Annotated in this window: 15 protein-coding genes; 3 read left to right on the plus strand and 12 right to left on the minus strand. The window is 32.4% G+C overall.

Going from position 1 to position 17,926, the window contains the following annotated elements:
• Window positions 1–30 precede the first annotated feature (30 nt).
• The 5 genes from DER71_RS09950 to DER71_RS09970 all read right to left on the minus strand — a co-directional run bounded on the left by DER71_RS09950 (window position 31) and on the right by DER71_RS09970 (window position 7,462).
• Complete coding sequence (locus DER71_RS09950; RefSeq protein WP_114457117.1) at window positions 31–843, minus strand: metal ABC transporter permease; 813 nt, start codon at window positions 841–843, stop codon at window positions 31–33.
• On the minus strand, window positions 836–1,609 hold the full coding sequence (locus DER71_RS09955; protein ID WP_114457118.1) for a metal ABC transporter ATP-binding protein: 774 nt from the start codon (window positions 1,607–1,609) through the stop codon (window positions 836–838). The genes DER71_RS09950 and DER71_RS09955 overlap by 8 nt, the downstream gene beginning before the upstream one ends.
• Window positions 1,606–2,502, minus strand: a complete 897-nt coding sequence (locus DER71_RS09960) for a metal ABC transporter solute-binding protein, Zn/Mn family (protein ID WP_233486937.1) — start codon at window positions 2,500–2,502, stop codon at window positions 1,606–1,608. The genes DER71_RS09955 and DER71_RS09960 overlap by 4 nt, the downstream gene beginning before the upstream one ends.
• A complete protein-coding gene (locus tag DER71_RS09965; RefSeq protein ID WP_114457119.1) occupies window positions 2,499–6,275 on the minus strand; it encodes a DUF445 family protein in 3,777 nt (1,258 codons plus the stop codon). Before DER71_RS09965 ends, DER71_RS09960 begins: the two co-directional genes overlap by 4 nt.
• Before the next feature lie 302 nt (window positions 6,276–6,577).
• Window positions 6,578–7,462 carry a cation diffusion facilitator family transporter gene (locus DER71_RS09970; protein ID WP_114457120.1) on the minus strand — a complete coding sequence of 295 codons (885 nt, stop codon included), beginning with the start codon at window positions 7,460–7,462 and terminating at the stop codon, window positions 6,578–6,580.
• A 338-nt stretch (window positions 7,463–7,800) separates the two neighbouring features.
• Here DER71_RS09970 and DER71_RS09975 point away from each other — a divergent pair, with 338 nt between their 5' ends.
• The gene (locus tag DER71_RS09975) at window positions 7,801–9,507 is read left to right on the plus strand and encodes a LytS/YhcK type 5TM receptor domain-containing protein (protein WP_114457121.1); all 1,707 of its coding nucleotides are present in this window, start codon (window positions 7,801–7,803) and stop codon (window positions 9,505–9,507) included.
• Window positions 9,504–10,283 (plus strand): LytTR family DNA-binding domain-containing protein, encoded by a 780-nt coding sequence (locus DER71_RS09980; protein ID WP_114457122.1) that lies wholly within the window; start codon window positions 9,504–9,506, stop codon window positions 10,281–10,283. Before DER71_RS09975 ends, DER71_RS09980 begins: the two co-directional genes overlap by 4 nt.
• Window positions 10,284–10,417: 134 nt before the next feature.
• On the opposite strand, the gene DER71_RS09985 is transcribed toward DER71_RS09980, so the two are convergent.
• From DER71_RS09985 to DER71_RS10005, 5 genes are all read right to left on the minus strand, one after another.
• Window positions 10,418–10,600, minus strand: coding sequence for a hypothetical protein (locus tag DER71_RS09985; protein WP_114457123.1), 183 nt, complete (start codon window positions 10,598–10,600; stop codon window positions 10,418–10,420).
• Window positions 10,601–10,697: 97 nt separating this feature from the next.
• On the minus strand, window positions 10,698–12,746 hold the full coding sequence (gene feoB / locus DER71_RS09990; protein ID WP_114474608.1) for a ferrous iron transport protein B: 2,049 nt from the start codon (window positions 12,744–12,746) through the stop codon (window positions 10,698–10,700).
• Window positions 12,746–12,979, minus strand: a complete 234-nt coding sequence (locus DER71_RS09995) for a FeoA family protein (protein WP_233486938.1) — start codon at window positions 12,977–12,979, stop codon at window positions 12,746–12,748. Before DER71_RS09995 ends, feoB begins: the two co-directional genes overlap by 1 nt.
• Window positions 12,980–12,981: 2 nt before the next feature.
• Window positions 12,982–13,674: a DtxR family transcriptional regulator gene (locus DER71_RS10000; RefSeq protein WP_114457125.1), complete on the minus strand. Its 693-nt coding sequence runs from the start codon at window positions 13,672–13,674 to the stop codon at window positions 12,982–12,984.
• 366 nt (window positions 13,675–14,040) lie between these two features.
• Window positions 14,041–15,777 carry a flavocytochrome c gene (locus DER71_RS10005; protein WP_114457126.1) on the minus strand — a complete coding sequence of 579 codons (1,737 nt, stop codon included), beginning with the start codon at window positions 15,775–15,777 and terminating at the stop codon, window positions 14,041–14,043.
• 248 nt (window positions 15,778–16,025) lie between these two features.
• Between DER71_RS10005 and DER71_RS10010 the strand changes: the two genes are divergently transcribed.
• Window positions 16,026–16,427: a NusG domain II-containing protein gene (locus DER71_RS10010; protein ID WP_114457127.1), complete on the plus strand. Its 402-nt coding sequence runs from the start codon at window positions 16,026–16,028 to the stop codon at window positions 16,425–16,427.
• A gap of 11 nt (window positions 16,428–16,438) precedes the next feature.
• Here the strand turns inward: DER71_RS10010 and DER71_RS10015 are convergent, their stop codons facing one another.
• Together DER71_RS10015 and DER71_RS10020 are read right to left on the minus strand one after the other, a co-directional pair.
• Window positions 16,439–17,095, minus strand: a complete 657-nt coding sequence (locus tag DER71_RS10015; protein WP_114457128.1) for a hypothetical protein — start codon at window positions 17,093–17,095, stop codon at window positions 16,439–16,441.
• Window positions 17,096–17,791 (minus strand): class I SAM-dependent methyltransferase, encoded by a 696-nt coding sequence (locus DER71_RS10020; RefSeq protein ID WP_114457129.1) that lies wholly within the window; start codon window positions 17,789–17,791, stop codon window positions 17,096–17,098.
• Between the last annotated feature and the right edge of the window lie 135 nt (window positions 17,792–17,926).

A 17,926-nucleotide genomic window follows, 5' to 3' on the forward strand; every position in this document is an offset into this window, starting at 1 on the left:
ATTTTAGAAATATACACTAAATTTCTGTAATTATTTTTTTATTTCCTTCATCTTCGAAAAGGCAAAAGAAAAATAAAATACAGCAGCTGTTATGATTATCACTGCACCTGAAGGTAGATTAAAATAATATGAAAGTATTAAACCACTAAAAGAAAATATAAGACCTAAAATAATGGCAAAAATCATTATTTTCTTTAGGTTATTTGTAAATAATCTGGCTGCTGCTGGAGGAGCAGTCAGCAGTGCTATAACCAGTATAATCCCCACCACTCTTATTAGTACAACTACAGCCAGGCCAATCATAATAAACAGGAAATATTCAAAAAATTTAGCATTAACACCTATTACACTCAAAAATTCCTCATCAAAAAGATATGCCTTCCAGTAATTAAAAAGACTGATAACAGAAAAAAGAATAAATACTGTTAAAATAGATATTAATCTGACATCATCTGCTGTTACTGTTAAAATATCTCCAAATAAATAGGATGAAATATCAGGTGGATAACCTGGGGTAAAACCTATAAACAGTATACCTAAAGCCATACCAAGTGACCAAAACATACCTATTAAAGTATCAGAACCTGTTCCTACCCTGTGCCTCACAAAAGCAATAGTAAGTGAAGAAAAAACTGCAAAACCAAAAGCTCCATAAATAGGTTCAAATCCCATAAGATAGCCAAGCCCTATACCTCCAAAAGAAGTATGTGCTATACCACCACTGAGCATAACCAGTTTTTTTTCTACTATTATGGTGCCGATTAATCCACATACTATACTTGCCAGAACAGCACTTATAACAGCATTCTGCATAAATTGATAATTCAAAATAGCATCAATCATTATTTACCTCTTCTCTGTGAGGAGAAAAAACCCTATGTGGATGTCCATGTGCAATAAGATCAACAGGACAGCCGAAAACTTTATCTGTAATATCCTGCTTAAGATTCTTTTCGCCATGATGATAAAGTCTTCTATTCAGACAGGCCAGGCTGTCAAAATATGAAGATACTGCTGACAGATTATGTGTAACTACAATAATAGTTTTTTCTTTATTTAAATCTTTTAAAATTTCATAGATTGCGGAAGTAGAAGCAGTATCAACACTTGCAGTAGGTTCATCTAAAAGTAATATTTTTGGATCCATTGTCAGTGCTCTGGCAATCAGCACCCGCTGCAGCTGACCTCCAGAAAGCTGTCCTATCTGCCTGTCTTTTAGGTCATAAAGATCCAGTTTATTCAAAATAGATTCTGCCTTATTGATATCCTTTTTTTTATAATGATGGAAAAAGTTTATATTACCCTTTAATCTGGCAGTTAAAACAACATCGAGCACATCAATAGGAAAATTTCTGTCAAATGCAGAAATTTGCGGCACATAACCAATATTATTAAGTGCTTTTTTTGAACTGGAGCCACAGATAATAACATCACCTTTTACAGGCTCAATCAGCCCCAGTATCACCTTTAACAGAGTTGTTTTTCCACCACCATTGGGCCCTATAATGCCCAAAAACTCTTTATTTTTGACCTTTAAATTTATATCTTCCAGTACAGGTAAATTGCCATATTTAACTGTTATTCCATTTAACTCAACTGCATAACTCACTTTAGATCATCTCTTTTACTTAGAGTTTCAGCCATGATTTCAGCCATCTGAGTTAGATTACCCAAATAATTTTCTGCAAGTGGATCAAGCTGAATCACTTTCCCACCAATCTCTTCTGCCACTGCTCTCGATTTTTTGCTGTCAATTTCAGATTGATAAAAGACTGTTTTTATATTTTCTTTTCTTGCTTCATCAATTATTTTTTGTATCTGTCTTGGCCCTGGTTCTTTTCCGTGATCTTCTATAGTTATCATTTCCAGATTGTAGTGATCGGTAAAATAACCTATTGATGGATGATATACAAGAATTTTTTCTCCTTTATATTTTGCAAGAAGTTTTTTATTTCTTCTGTCAGCTTCTTTAATTTTTTTAATATAACTGTCAGCATTTTTTATAAAAAAATCTTTTTTTTCAGGCATTAATTCTGCCAGTTCTTCTGCCATTATATTTACCATATAGGCTGACCTTAATGGTGAAAGCCAGATATGTGGATCTCTTCCTCCATCTTTGAAAACTCTTGGGGGGAATTTTTTGTCAACAGCTTCAAATAATTTTACTATTTTTAAATTACCACTCAGTTCTTCTGCTTGTGGCAGGATATTCTGTATATCTGCCGGTACACCTATAGAAAAATATATTTCTGCTTCCGAAAAATCCCTGATTTCTTGAGGAGCAGGTGCATAATTTGCCGGGCTGTATCCTGGAGGAACCATTACAAAAGAATCAACCTCTCCACCTGCAACAGCATTTAACATCTCTTTCTGAGGTGCTATCGTAAGAGCAGCAGCCGGTTTTTCTGAAACAGCTCCGGAAATAATACTGGAACTAAAAAATAACATAATTATTCCCAAAAGCATAACATATAAATAATTATAATATCTATTCTTTCTCAAAACAAACCACCTTCTTCGATTATGTTTTTTAGCAAAATCTGAATCACTCCAAATATGCCTCCAAACCATCCATACTGTTTTAAATGCGAAAAATATTTTCCAGCAAAACTGTTGAACATTGCTTCAATCTCAGCTGGATCCATTGCTTTAACCTGATTAGTGGCCATTTCTTTAATTTTAACACTATTAAACAGTGAAATGATATTGTTTTCCAGACTGTCAAATCCTGCCATTAAAAACAGTTTAGCAAAATAATTAAATGTTATATAAGAACCTCTATCATTAAAATAATTTATCAGAGAGAGGGTCTCTTTTTCCAAAATATTATTAATATCAGTCTGGAATTTTTTATCTTCAGTCAAATCTCTAATTTTTTTTAGTATTTCATTTAAATGTTCAGCACTAATGATTACTGATTCATCACTTCTTTCCAGATCAATATCTGAAAAGAAATTATTTATGCATTTATTTGTAGACAAAAATCTAATGTTTGCTGATATATTTTTCAGCACAGATTTTATATTATCTCTACTGAATAAATAATTTTCTCCTTCTGCAATTTCTTTAAATAGACCCTGAACAAAATATTTATGCAAAAAGTTCTCGAGCTCTATTTTATCAATATCAAATATTAATCTAATTAAAGTATCATCACTGTCTTTTAATAGTTCTGCAGTGATTTTTTCTATCTCTACTCTGTTTTTTGCAAAAAACTCATCTATAAATTTATCTCCTCTACTGGAAGTCATTAAATTAATTAAAGAATCTGCAGCATTAAAATTATTTATATAAAGGTTTTTTTTAGATTCCCGTGCTTTCTGAAAAACTTTCTCTACAATATTTTGTATATTACTTTCTTCTTCCTGCAGAAATTTATCCAACCTTCGCTCATTAATCCTCATTAAAGTATTCTGCAAAAACTCATCCAGATCTGCAAAATAAATTGCACCTGACATAAGCGTATTTTCAATAATTCCCGTTCTTTTTCTTTTTTCTCTTTCAATTAGCTCTTCCATCTTTTCTTTGAGAATCTCTGCTATATAAGACATATTCTGCTGAACCAGACTGTTCAGAGTAGAAAGTTTTATTTCAGAAAGAAATCTTTCAGCTCTATTTAAAAGATCAATATTAAAAAATTCATATTTTATATTTTTCGGAAGAATATATTTTATTACATCTCCTGCTGCACCGCTCAACAATAATTTCTGTACATCACGGCTGTATAAATTCCAGCTGTTCCTCTGAGGAATAATTTTGTTTAATTGTTTATTACTAATATTTAAATTTTTAAATAACTCTCTGCTATAAATATGTTCCAGACTGCCGCTTGCAAACTGTAATATACTATCAATATCCTGCTGTGATAAATAATCAGCAGTTTTTCTGACTGCAAATTCAGAAATAAATTCAACACTTCTATCTTCATCATTAAACTGATAATTATCTATAAAAGATTTAATTATTTCCATTATTTTTCTGGAAATAAGACCTGAATTATCCGCAAGAAAGCTGTATACAGCTGCAAAATTATCTTCCTCAAGCTGAGACAGTAATTCTTCTGTTAATCTATCTCTATTATCATTTATTAAAGAAGCAGTCGAACCCGATTCCAGAAGTTCTCTATCCACAAAATAACCCATTGATTCTGCAAATCTGTACCTGTTTTTGGCAACAATTCCAGGTGAAAACGGAATAGAAATTCCTGCTAAATATTTTTTCTCATATGGATGAAAAATCATCCATAGAGCAATAACGTTTGTAAGCCATCCTACTCCACCATAAATAAAAGCTGAGCTTAAATATTCGATCCATAGTGATGAACTGGTAGAAATTAAAGAAAGTTCTGGTGCAAATACAGAAAATAGACCACCAACTACAGCACCTAAAAATCCACCAAGATAAGTAATTGGCTTAAGTTCTTTCCCGATAAAATCTTCCAGTGCTGACTGGACTTCTCTATCGCTGAGCTTATTTAAATTGGCTGAAACTGTCTCTTTAATCTTTCCTTCAAGAAATTCCGGAATATTTACATAGAGAACTTCTAAAATAAAATCACTAATTTCTGAAGCAGTTTTTTCTTCTTTTCTTAGTAGATCATAAAAATTGATCAGCTCTTTCTTTTTTAATCCTTCCCGTTGCTCAGCAAAAAATTTATCCAAAAATTGTTCGACGGACTTTTTGGCTTTTTGGATACTTAAAAACTGATTATTTTCCATATCTAAATTTTTTCTAAAAACTGCAGTAAAATTATTTATTATACTTTTATTTTTCAGCTGCATGAACTTTATTATCTGTGATGAGTAAAACTCTATATTATTTTCAATCAGTGAAGAAAAATCTGCTTTCTCAATACTAAGTGCAAAAATATAATCAGTTACTCTATTAATATTCTTTGGATCTTCAAGCAACTCCTCAAGCATATCAGGCATTTTTTCTGATATCTTTTTTTTGCTGTTTTTTATTTTATCTTTTTTGAATAGTTCTGGAAAAATTTCTGAGATCTTACTATTATATTTTTGAGAAAGCAGAGAAATTAATTTCTCTTTATCATAATTTATACTTTCAAAGTCTAAATATTTCTCATCAATTTTTTGGCTGCTTAGATGATTCAAAATACGGCTGCTTAATTTTTTTAAATCATCCTGCTTTAAATTATCCAGATAATTTAACAGCAGTGCTGAAGGAGAATTATCTGCTGTCATATTTTTTCTGTAGTGAGAATAGATCGATTCTCGACTTAATTTTTTTAAACCTGAAGATGATTCTATTTCTTCTGCAAAAATTTCGAAAATAAAGGAGTTTATTTTATCATCTTTCTCAATTATAAAGTTTTTTATTTCTTCCCGAAAAAACTTTAGTATTACAATTATATCTGCTTCGATCTTTTTTTTCTGTTCTTTATTTAATAAATCCGAAAATGAACTGCTGGATTCCAAAAGAAAATCTTTTAAATTGCTGCTCAGATTTTTTTCTATATCTGAAAAATCATCCGAAAAAATAAACTTTTCTATTTCTGCAGGATCATTTAATATACAGTTTATTCTTTTATTTTCCAGCTGTTCAAAAAAATCCTCAATCGTTTTATCCAGATCAAATAAATTTAATAAATCTGTTAAAAAGTTTGATTCATCTGCAGTTTTTTCCTTTTTTATTGTTTCTATTAGCTGTAAAATATTTTCTTTGAAATCATCCTTAAATTTTTGCCCAGTCATATCCTCTATTCGATAGTCTTTTAAATCATCAAATAGCGAAAATAGGATCTTAATAAAAAAATCTCTGTCATCCATTTTTTTTACAAAAAAATTATACATCTCCAGAAATATATTTTCCAATTCCTGCTCATTTAACAGCAGTTTAAAATCAAAATTACTGCGGAAAGTTGATAGAATATCTCCAACAAAATCACTGCTTTCTCTGCAGATAAATTCTGCCAGCAGATCCATATTTTCTTCAAAAGCCGGTATTTCACCAATTTTAACCTTACCTGTTCTCCGGTACAGATATTTTCCATAAAAATCCTCTATCATTTTTTTGAAATTATTTTTGAACTCTTTACGAGAAAACTCTTCTTTTAGAAGCTGTTTATCTATCAGCTCATTTTCAACTAAATCTGCGATACTTGCTATAAATTCATCTCTGGTTTTTAATACAATTCCGCCAAAGGGCCCGTATTTTTTAAATATCATCTTTAAAGCCAGATTATTTGTCAGATATCCAGTTAAAGCACCTGAAAGAACTCCTGCAGCTGCAGTATATATCTCATTTACAGCCATTTTTTAAAACACCTTTTATATTTTTTATTATAACAGATCTGCAGAAATTATTATTTTTCATAAAGCCCACCTCTTTAAAAACAGTAATCGTTAATAGTAATTATTTTTGATATCCACAAATTGTTGATAACTTGTGAATAACTATATTATCCACAGTATTTGTTAATATATACTATTTTTTTGTGGATAAAACACATGTTTTGTGTACAAATTGTGGATAACTTTCATTTTGTGTAGTTTTTTCTAAAATTTGTCCACCCTTGAACCATCCCACGTGCTCTGCTAACAGACTTTAACTTCTATCACTGGTGAACTGATTCAGGATCAACATGAACAAGAACATCTTTAAAATCTTTTTCTACATCCATTATATTTCTTTTAACTTTAGCTGCAATGTCATGTCCTTCTCCAACTGTAAGATTATCATCAACCACAATTATTATATCCGCAATAAATTTTGGCCCATAACTTCTTATTTTTATTTCCTCAACCTCAATTACACCGGAAACATTTTGGGATAATTTTTTTATTTGTTCTATTTTCCCTTCTTCCGGTAAACCATCCATCAGCTCATTAGAAGAGTCTCTCATTATTTCATAGCCTACCTTTAATATCAATACAGCTACAACAAAACCAGCCAAGGGATCAAGATACCAGAATCCAAGTTTAGCTCCCCCTATACCAATTAGTGCTGCAACAGATGAAAGTGCATCAGAGCGGTGGTGATGTGCATCTGCAATTAATCCTCTGCTGTTTATTTTTTTTCCAATTTTAATTGTATATCTGTAAAGTATTTCCTTGCTAATAATAGAAATAAAAGCAATTATTAAAGCAATAGTGCCGGGGATAATGATTTCTCTTTCCATAAGTGAATAAACAGCATCTCTTGCCAGTAAAAAACCAGTCAGCAGAAGAATAACAGATAAAATGTTGGTTCCCAGAGCTTCAGCTTTTTCGTGGCCGTATGGATGATTGCTGTCAGCAGGAGCTTTTGAAAATTTGATGCTGAACATTACAATAATAGTGGATGCCATATCAGAAAAAGAATGAAATCCATCTGCAATCAGTGCCTTACTGTTAGCAGTATAACCAACTATAATTTTTAAAGCAGCAAGTAATAGGTTTGTAATCAAACTGATTATGCTTATTCTTTTTCCTTCCTGATAGCGCAATTCTTCATTTTTCATATAATCACTCACAATTTTTGTTTTTGTTAACTTTTAGTATATCAATTTAGAAATTAAATAGCAATAATAAGAGTTTCTTCAAAATTAATTTTAGAACTGCAAAAAAGAAATTGCGTCATAAATGAAATTTTTAAATTTATCTAAAACTCAACTATGATGCTAAATAAGGCTCATTAAGCAAAGAGTCTTCCTGACTAATATTTGAATATTATATCATCTTGTAGTATTATGCAATTATAGAAGGTAATTTATCTAAAACAGCCAAAAAAAACTCCATCTAAATCTTGTTTTTGATTTAGGTGAAGGGGTTCACAGAAGAAATTTTTTGGAGGTATAAAATGAACTATTCTGCAGTTTTTAATTTATTATTTACTCTTTTTAAAAGTATGTCTGTTATAGTAACTTTTGCTTATATATTAAGCAGAATTAACAGCATTAAACTTTTCTTTATTTCTCCGATGAAGAGACTAGAAAAAACTTTTTTAATTATATTTTTTGGTATACTTTCACTGCTGGGAACATATCTGGGAATATATATTTTAGAAGCCTATGCTAATATTAGAGGTATTGGTGCTTTTATGGGAGGCCTGCTGGGCGGTCCGGCAGTTGGAATTTTAGCGGGAATGATCGGTGGTATACATCGTTATACCCTGGGTGGATTTACTGCTTTTGCCTGTGCGGCTGGCACTATTACAACTGGACTTATTGGCGGCCTTTTCCATAAAAAATATTTAAAGGGACAAATAAATTATAAAAATGGATTTTTTATTGGCTTGCTGGCCCTTTCAATAGAAATGATAATTATTCTATTTTTAAGCAGGCCATTTTCACAGTCTCTACAGCTTGTAAAAGTAATATCTATTCCCATGGCTCTAACAAATGCTGTCGGTATATCTGCTTTTATAAGTATTCTGGATAAAGTTAATGAAGAACATGAAAAAATTAGAGCTCTTCAGGCTGAAAAAGCCTTATCTATTGCAGATAGATCCCTTCCTATTTTACAAAAAGGATTAAATGAAGAAACTGCTTCTATAATTATTAATATGATAAAAAAAGAAAGCAGTGTTGATGCAGCAGCAATTACAGATAAAGAGAGAGTTCTGGCTTTTGTGGGAATTGGAAGCGACCACCATTTTCCGGGAGAAAAAATTAAAACTAAAGCAAGTAAAAGAGCTTTAAATAAAAAGGTAACTACTATTATTGATAAAAAAGAAGACATAGGTTGTGAAAATGAGAATTGTTTTCTAACAAATGCAGTTATTACTCCCTTAAAAATTGAAAATAATGTATTCGGTCTGCTTAAACTATACCGAAGCGGTGAAAAAATATCTGTGCTTGATATTAAACTTGCTGAAGGTATTTCCAGTCTGCTTGCAACCCAGATTAAATTGGCTAAAGTAAGCCAAGAAGCAAAATTAAAAAGTGAATCTGAACTAAAGGCCCTGCAGGCTCAGGTTAATCCACACTTTCTCTTCAATTCTTTAAATGTAATTATTTCTGCCTGCAGAATTGATCCACAGCAGTCAAGAACATTACTGAGAAAGCTCGCAAATATATTTAGAAGAACTTTAAAAAGAAATGTAAATCAGACAACACTGGCTGATGAAATAGAATTCTGTCAGAATTATCTTGACATAGAAAAAGCACGCCTGGGAGAAAGGCTGGAAGTAAGCTGGGATATAGAAAATAACATTTTGGAATATAAAATCCCTCCCTTTATCATTCAGCCACTTGTAGAAAATTCACTAAAACACGGTATCTATCCAAAAGAAGGTAAAGGCCTGCTCTTTATAAGTGTCAAAAAAGAGAATAAACTGTTAAAAATAACTGTTAAAGACAATGGTATCGGTATGAATAAAGAAAAGCTAAAAAGCATTTTTAACAAAAAACAGGACCATATTGGTTTAAAAAATATAAAAGAGCGACTAAATGTTATTTATAATAAATCAGCAGAGCTTAACATTTATTCCAGAGCTAATGAAGGAACAGAAATTAATATCAGTTTGCCTGCAGATTATTTTGAAGAAAGGAGAATGGCCAATTGATTATAGATACAGTTATTGTCGAAGATGAAGTTCTGGCCAGAAAAGAGCTCAAATATCTTTTAGAAAAAGATAAACGATTTGACGTTATTTCTGAAACTGCCGGAGGTCGCAAAGTACTTGAATTATTAGAAAGCACTGAAGTAGACCTGCTTTTTTTGGATATAAAACTGCCCGGTATTTCTGGTATTGAGGTAGCCCAAAAGCTTCAAAATAAAAATGATTCTCCTCTTATAGTATTTACCACCGCTTATGATGAATATGCTGTAGAAGCATTTCGGCTTGCTGCTGTAGATTATCTCCTAAAACCAGTCAGTGAAAAAAGACTAAATCAAACTTTAGATCGTGTCTGGAAAAAAATAAATTCTCATAGCTTTAATAAAGAAAAATTTATGCGGGAAAATATAAATAGTTTGCTTAATCAGCTGCAAAAACATTCTCAAAAACCAGAAAAAATTGCTGTTTCCGATGGAGATAGATATCTACTTTTAAATTATAATGATATTTTTTATTTTTCCACTAAAGACAAAAAAGTATGGGCTCATACAGATAATAATTCTTATATAACTCAATTTCAATTAAAAAAACTGGAAAAAATTCTGCCTGAAAATTTTTACAGAATACACAAAAGTTATATTGTAAATTTGACGTTGATTAAAGCTGTAATACCTTGGTTCAAAGGTAAATATCAGGTAATACTATCAGATTTTTGCAAACATAAAATTCCAGTTAGTAGAAGCAGGGTGCAGAGATTGAACGAACTGCTCAATATAAAATAATATAATTCGAATTATTTTTTACCACTCAGTTTAAAACACTTGTTAATCCTGTATCTAATATATAAATCAAGTACCGGGTACAAAAAACGTTTTTTGTACCCGGTACTGCTTTACTGCTTTATATAAATACTTTTTTAATTATCTTCCTCATCAATAATTATATCGTCAAAATTATATTCTTTACCCCCAGCTACAGGACAGCTTTCATTACCACAGCCTGCACAGGGACTATCAGTACCCTTAAGTCCTCCATATAACTTTTTAGCAATATAATAAAGACTCCCAGTACCAAGAATTCCTAAAAATAAATATTCCATAATAACCTCCTTGATTCGTACAGCTCAAATTCAGTTTTATTATTTTAATAACTAATCAAATTCTCTTTTTAATAATTCGACTAGTTTATCAGTTTACTTAAACTCCAATTCCGAGCAGCTTTCCTCCCTGGTAGATTATAAATGATACTATCCAGGCTAAAACAAAAAGATATGAAGCTGTGAAAATAGTCCATTTCCAGCTCTGAGTTTCTGATTTTACTGCTCCAAGTGTTGCTATACACGGTGTATATAGAAGTACCATAGTTAAAAATGAATATGCTGCCAGTGGACTAAAATTAGTCTGTAGGGCTGCTCTTAATCCACCCTCTCCAGCTGCATAAACAACACCAAGTGTACCAACAACTACCTCTTTAGCTAAAATACCAAAAATAAGTGAAGATGCTGCCTGCCAGCTGCCAAATCCTAAAGGCTCAAATATTGGAGCTGCAAGCTGTCCAAACTGTCCAATTAAACTTTCTGCAGAAGCATAATCTACACCTAAGGGTAAATTGGCAAGTACCCAGATTAGAACTACAACTGAGAAGATAATTGTACCCGCTTTTTTAATAAAAGCTCCAACTTTTTCCCACATGTGTATGAAAACTCCTTTTAGAGTTGGAAATCTATAAGGGGGTAGTTCCATAACAAAGTGTGATCTCTCACCTTTAAATAACACTTTATTAAAAATCCCTGCCATAACCACTGCCATTATAATCCCCAGTGCATAGAGTGAAAAAACAACTGTACTGGCATGATTAGGGAATAAAGCTCCTGCAAAAATTACATAAACAGGCAATCTGGCTGAACAGGACATTAATGGATTAATTAAAATAGAAATAATTCGATCGCGCTTACTGTCTAAGGTTCTGGTTGCCATTACTCCAGGCACATTACAGCCAAAACCAACAATCATTGGCATAAATGATTTCCCATGGAGCCCGAGTTTACTCATTACCTTATCCATAACATAAGCTGCTCTTGACATATAGCCACTGTCCTCTAAAACACCTATAGCCAGAAACAATAAAAAGATATTGGGAATAAAGACCAGTACTGAACCTACACCACCAATAATTCCATCAGTAATAAAAGAGGTAATAAGGGGAGAAACCCCTGCTCCTGTCAATAAACCACCAATCCAGGTTCCTGCTGCTGCAAAAAATGCTTCTATATATCCAATCAGCGGATCACCAACAGTAAAAGTAAATTTAAAAATACCCCACATTACTGCCATAAAAATTGGAATGCCGAGATATTTATTGGTTATTACTGCATCAATTTTATCAGATACATTTTCAGGCTCCTGACCTTCCTCCGGTCTTTGAACACATTCTTCTATAACTTTATTTATAAATTCATATTTTTTATCAATAATAATATTATCAAAATCATCTTCTGCTTTTAGTTCTCTTTCAGCAATTAAACTTTTAATTTTTTTTGCTTTTGAAACTCCCACTTCTCGTTCCACCAATTTTACAGCTTCTGGATCATGTTCAATTAATTTAACTGCAGTCCAGCGGTGACTGATCTGAGCTGTAAAACCAAATTCTTTAAGCATTGAAACTACTTCACCAATTAAAGCTTCTAGTTCACTATCGTAATCAATTTTGAGAGCTGTTTCAGATAAATCTCTATTTTCAACAGTTTTTTCTAAAAGGTTACTAATACCTCTACCGCGGCTGGCCACTGTTTCCACAACAGGTGTTCCCAACATTTGACCAAGCTTCTCCTTATTAATTATGATCCCCTTTTTCTCAGCTTCATCAGCCATATTTAAAACAGCAATCAAATCTACTCCCATTTCTAAAAGCTGGACTGTAAAATATAAGTTTCTTTCCAAATTGGAAGAATTAATAATATTTAAAACTACATCATAATCACCGGCTGTCAAAAAATCTCTTGCTACAATTTCATCTTCCGAATATGCACCTAATGAATATGTGCCGGGAAGATCAATAACTTCCAGTGAAAAATTCTGATAGGAAACCCTTCCCGTTTTCTTTTCTACTGTAACTCCAGGCCAGTTACCAACATGCTGTCTGGAACCTGTCAATTCGTTGAACATTGTTGTTTTCCCTGAGTTTGGGTTTCCGGCCAGGGCAATTCTTATTTGATTATCTTTTCTCTTGCTTTTATTTAATGCCATTAATTTTCACATCCTTCAGTGTCTACCATTACTTTATGGGCCATTCCATGTCCAATTACAATTCTATTGTCTCCAAGACCAACTATCAGTGGCCCATCAGAACTTTTATAAATTTTAACTTTTTTACCAGTTACAAATCCTAAATTTGTTAATTTTCCTTTTGCAGTTCTTCCACCAACTATTTTTTTAATACAGGCTGTTTCACCTGGTCTTAACATTGCTAAAGGGATCAATTTTATACCTCCTTTACCAGAATCTCTGCAGCTTCATTCTGGCGTAAACTCAAACTATATCCTCTAATTTTAACTTCAATTGGGTCTCCCATAGGTGCTTTACCTTTTACAGTAATCTTTGTTCCTCTGGTAAGGCCCATATCCATCAATTTTCTCTTTAATTTTCCCTTTGCATTAATCTTTATTATTTCTGCTTCTACAGCTACATCTATCTGATTTAAATTTAAATTTTTTGTATCTGCTGCCATATTCTTTACCCCCTCTTTATTGTTAACAAAAAACTCACTGAGGCAACTATCATCTTCATCTATAATATTTTGCTTTATCAAATACTGATTTAATTTTTCTACGGTTTGATAACTAACATTGTGTTCAATTAAACATGCATCATGATCAGCAGTATCTTTTTTAACTCCCAGAAGTCCATACAGAAATTTGAAAATTATTTTATGGACACAATCAATTTTTTTAGCATAAACTGCACCATTTTCTGTCAGAAGTACCGGTCCATATTTTTTCTGTTTGACCAACCCTTTTACACTTAATTTACCTATCATTTCATTAACACTTGATGCTGCGACTTCCATATCTGAAGCAATATCTGTAATTCTTGCTGAACCATTTTTATTGCTCAAATGGAAAATAACTTCAAGATAATCTTCAAGTGATTTTGACAGCAAAATTTCTTCCTTCATAATCACACCTCTTTTAGGAAAACCTAAATTAAATTCAAAAAAATATTTAATTGATAATGATTTTCAATTTCAATTCTATCTTAATTATAATATAATTTGAGCTATTTTGTCAAGAAAAAAATCTGCCGAAAAACCCGGCAGATTAGTAATAATAATTATTCCTAATAAGGAAATTCTAATTTAATTTTAATCTTGCTTTAATAATTCTTTAATACTGCTGTGCTATTATATATTTACACTGTTAATAGCCAGCTGCTCTTTTTCCCTAATTAAAGCAGATACTTATCTGCTTTTACATAGAGATCTTTCCTTCTTGTTTGCCCGGCCTTATTTTGGAGGCCGGGTTTTTTTATTTGACATTCTTATTTACTCAGCATTTTTCAGTGCATCTTTTACTGCTTCGATTAGTCCATTACTGGTATAAGTAGCACCAGATACTATTTCTACATCCGGACTATTTATTTCTTCTATTTTTTCACTTAATTTTTCTATTGCACTATCTGCAATTTCTGGAGTATCCTCATGTGAGAATACCGTTACACTTTTAATCTTACCATTACTTACTCTTACTGATACCTCAATTGGACCATGTAAACCTCTGCCTAAACCAGTATATGTACCATCCTTATATACTTTATCACTAACTGCAGAAACTTCTTTTTCTACTTCAATAAGGTTTGCAGCAGCATTTTCTCCTGCAATTTTTCCAAATACAAATGCCTGAAGAAGTCCATTACCTGACATATATGCAGGTCCACCAGAACTTGAAAATCCTTCAGTTACTCCACCAGCAGCATAAAGACCTTTAATTACTTCACCATCAGTCTTTAATACCTGAGCATCTGTATTAATTACAATACCACCCTGAGTATGGCGCAGATCACTTGTTACTTCAATTGCATAAAATGGAGCTTCCCAGTTTTCGGGAAGTTTAGTCCTATTAAATCTTCCTTCTCCAACTTTAATGGCTTCTCTGTAATTAGCAAATACTTCTTTCATACCTTCAGAATCAAGTCCAATTTTTTCTGCCAGTTCTGCCGGAGTATCAGCTTTAAAGAGAATTCCGTCTTCTTCATATTTTTCTAAAGCAGATGTTCCCTCAGCAACATTTTTATCCAGAACAAGATAAGCTATATTCCCAGGCTGATTGATTACATGTGCAGAAAGCTCTGAATAACCTAAATACTCATCAGTAAAGCGAGCGGTGTTGGTGTTAACCAAAATAGCTCCTCTGTAAAGCATTGATAAATCAAGGCTGTCTTTTGTTATATTACTGATTGGAGCATAGCCCTGATATGCATCCATATTGGCAACATCTGCCCCTAATTTTACTGCCCAGACAATACCTTCACCTGTAGCACCTGGAGCAACTCTTGGATATGCTGCTGTAATTTCCGGTATATATTTTTTCATCATTTCATCATTTGCTGCAAAACCACTTGTAGCAAGAATTACATTATCAGCTTTAATTACAATAATTTCACCCGAAACGTTTTCTGCTGTTACACCAATCACTCTATCATCATTAGTGGTTAAAAGACCTGTACCCGGTGTTTCCAGCAGAACTCTAATATTATCTCTTGCATAGATTTCATCAATCAATACCTTTGTAATTTCTGCACCCTGACCTTCTGCCTGATGCATTCTATAATTTGACTGTCCTTTATAAAGGAAACCAGTTAACAGATTCCACTTTACGCCGAGCTCATCCATCCACTCTACTATATCTCCAGCATTTAAAGCAATAGTATCTACTAAATCCTGCCTCACACTGTAATGTGAAGGACGAAGAATATCCAGGGCAAGCTGTTCTGGAGTATCAACAATTCCTGCTTCTGCCTGAAAAGATGTTCCTGCAGCCGGAATAATACCAGCTGAAAGCATTGTTGCTCCACCCATATATGCCATCTTCTCTAATAAAATGACATCTGCTCCATTTTCAGAAGCTTTAAGTGCAGATACCAGGCCTGCCCCCCCACCACCGATTACAACTACATCTGCTTCCATAATGTTTGTATCATCCTGTGCTGATATATTTAGTGTTAGTGTAAAGGTCATCACTATACTTAATAGCACTACTGATAATTTATAAATTTTATTCATTTTTATCCTCCTGTATTTACATATCGTTGATTTTTTGTTGTGTTTATAACGTATTCCCTGTACTATAAAACTATTCTCTCAAACTGTATTCTTTTTTATCACGCCCTTTTATGTTATTTTCTTCACATATATGTTGAAAAAAGATCCATTATATCATATACTTTTACATGAAGTTTTATATTCCTTCTTTAAATTATGATCTTCACAAATAAATTAAATTCTCATATGAAAGGATAATCTGCAGGATTATGAAAAATAATCTTTTTATTTATACAACAAAATATGACTGGATTTTGATAATATCTATACTGCTGATCAGTGTTATGATGTTTTTTATCCCTTTTTTTGGAATTACTTCTCTATTTAACAGCAGTACTGAAACACATAAAACAGTTGTTATAAGGGCTGAAAATAGAATTGAAAAAATATCACTTGATAAAAGTTTTACAGATAAACCTGTAATAATTGAAGTCAAAGGACCAATTGGAATCAGTAAAGTTGCAATGCACAAAGGGAAAATATGGATGGAAGAAGCTCCAGATGATGATCCACATAAATTGTGCGAAAAAATAGGGATTATTGATTCTGTTGGTCCCAGACTTGTCTGTGTTCCCAATAATGTTATAGTCTGGATAGAAGTAAATAAATAAACTTCTAAAATTTAAATATCCCATCTTTTCTTATAATAAACATCTGTAAGAAATTCATATTCGAATTTTAAGGAATCAGAATATGTTTTTAATAGTATCTGATAATTTTCTTCAGTTATATTCTTTTCTAAAATCTCAATTAGATCACTGACAAGTTCTTCAAAACTTTTTTCTTTATATGCTGAAGCCCACTCTAAATATAGGTGATTATTATTATACTTGAGTTCGCTCTTATGATGTTTATAAACTTCTAAATAACTATAATAACATGGGAGTAAAGCAGCAATACCTCTGGCAAAGCCCCCCTTTACACTCTGAGAAATTAGATAATTGCTGTAAGCAATATTTGCCCGGGTCAGCTTTACTTCTCCAGCTTCTTTTGGACTTATTTTAAGTGAACTGAGCAGCTTTATGTAATTTTCAAATTCTACTTCAGACTCACTGTAAATGACTCTGATTAGCTTTCGGCGAATATTTATATCTTCTGCTTTAGAGATAAGAATCCCCATATTTGCCATTGATTGATCAAGATAGTTGTAGTCCTGTTTTAAGAAAAACTTAAAAATAGAAAAATCCAGCTGACCCTGATAAAGTTCTTTCATAAAAGGATGATCTATTATTTTTTGCGTAACACCTCTATTCTGCTTTTTAAAAGACGAAAAATCCACCTATTTTACCCCCTTAAACACTACATAACTACCCATTTTGTAACCTTCTACAGCCTTTTCTATTTTCTGATCACTATATTTAGGATTATTGAGCAGTGTCTGGACAGCTTTTATATTTTTAAAACCCACTTTTTTCATTAAAGAAAGCAGCTCTTCGCTGGAAATCCATTCTGTGTTTTCAATGAATTTCATGGGATATGGGTACTTGGGGGCCAGTTTTTTATCATAAAATCCTTCCTGATTAGTTAACCTATAAAGCATAGCAAAGGCCCCTTCTGCGGGAAGAATAGATATTATAACTTCTCCCCCTTTTTTAAGAATTCGATAAGCCTCCTTAACTGCTTTTTCTTTATCTTCAACATAAGCCAGTATTGTACCCAGCAGAACCTGACTACAGCTTCCATCTTCTAGAGGTATATCTTCTGCTCTCCCTGGTTTTACATCAATTCCTTTAGCCCGGGCCAGCTCTGCCATACCAGTAGAAGGTTCCACACCTTTTTTGATACCAAGTTCTTCTGCAAAAAGCCCATTGCCAATACCAATACTAACACAATTTTCTGGATCACTGACCATTTCCTTTAACGCATTTAACTCAGAGTAAAATAAATTTTTGTTGTTTTTAAACCAGCTTTCAAAATCGGCAGCACCTCTGTTAAATTTCTGATTATGAATTGACAGTTCCTCTGTTTCAGTCATTTTTTATCTCCTTTCAAATTTAAATATTTAATATAACATAGACTTTCCCCATTTTTTATATACTGCTGCAAAAAGGGGAGATGCAGGAATATTGAAATTTTTAGTCAATGAATCTTAACGAAATGAAGGAAGAAA

It is taken from the genome of Halanaerobium sp. DL-01 (genome assembly GCF_003338615.1).
Lineage (GTDB): Bacteria > Bacillota > Halanaerobiia > Halanaerobiales > Halanaerobiaceae > QPJE01.

Coding starts and splice junctions, on each gene's coding strand:
- DER71_RS09950 (WP_114457117.1), bottom strand. CDS start 843: ATGATTGATGCTATTTTGAATTATCAATTTATGCAGAATGCTGTTATA.
- DER71_RS09965 (WP_114457119.1), bottom strand. CDS start 6,275: ATGGCTGTAAATGAGATATATACTGCAGCTGCAGGAGTTCTTTCAGGT.
- DER71_RS09970 (WP_114457120.1), bottom strand. CDS start 7,462: ATGAAAAATGAAGAATTGCGCTATCAGGAAGGAAAAAGAATAAGCATA.
- DER71_RS09975 (WP_114457121.1), top strand. CDS start 7,801: ATGAACTATTCTGCAGTTTTTAATTTATTATTTACTCTTTTTAAAAGT.
- DER71_RS09985 (WP_114457123.1), bottom strand. CDS start 10,600: ATGGAATATTTATTTTTAGGAATTCTTGGTACTGGGAGTCTTTATTAT.
- feoB (WP_114474608.1), bottom strand. CDS start 12,746: ATGGCATTAAATAAAAGCAAGAGAAAAGATAATCAAATAAGAATTGCC.
- DER71_RS10000 (WP_114457125.1), bottom strand. CDS start 13,674: ATGAAGGAAGAAATTTTGCTGTCAAAATCACTTGAAGATTATCTTGAA.
- DER71_RS10005 (WP_114457126.1), bottom strand. CDS start 15,777: ATGAATAAAATTTATAAATTATCAGTAGTGCTATTAAGTATAGTGATG.
- DER71_RS10010 (WP_114457127.1), top strand. CDS start 16,026: ATGAAAAATAATCTTTTTATTTATACAACAAAATATGACTGGATTTTG.
- DER71_RS10020 (WP_114457129.1), bottom strand. CDS start 17,791: ATGACTGAAACAGAGGAACTGTCAATTCATAATCAGAAATTTAACAGA.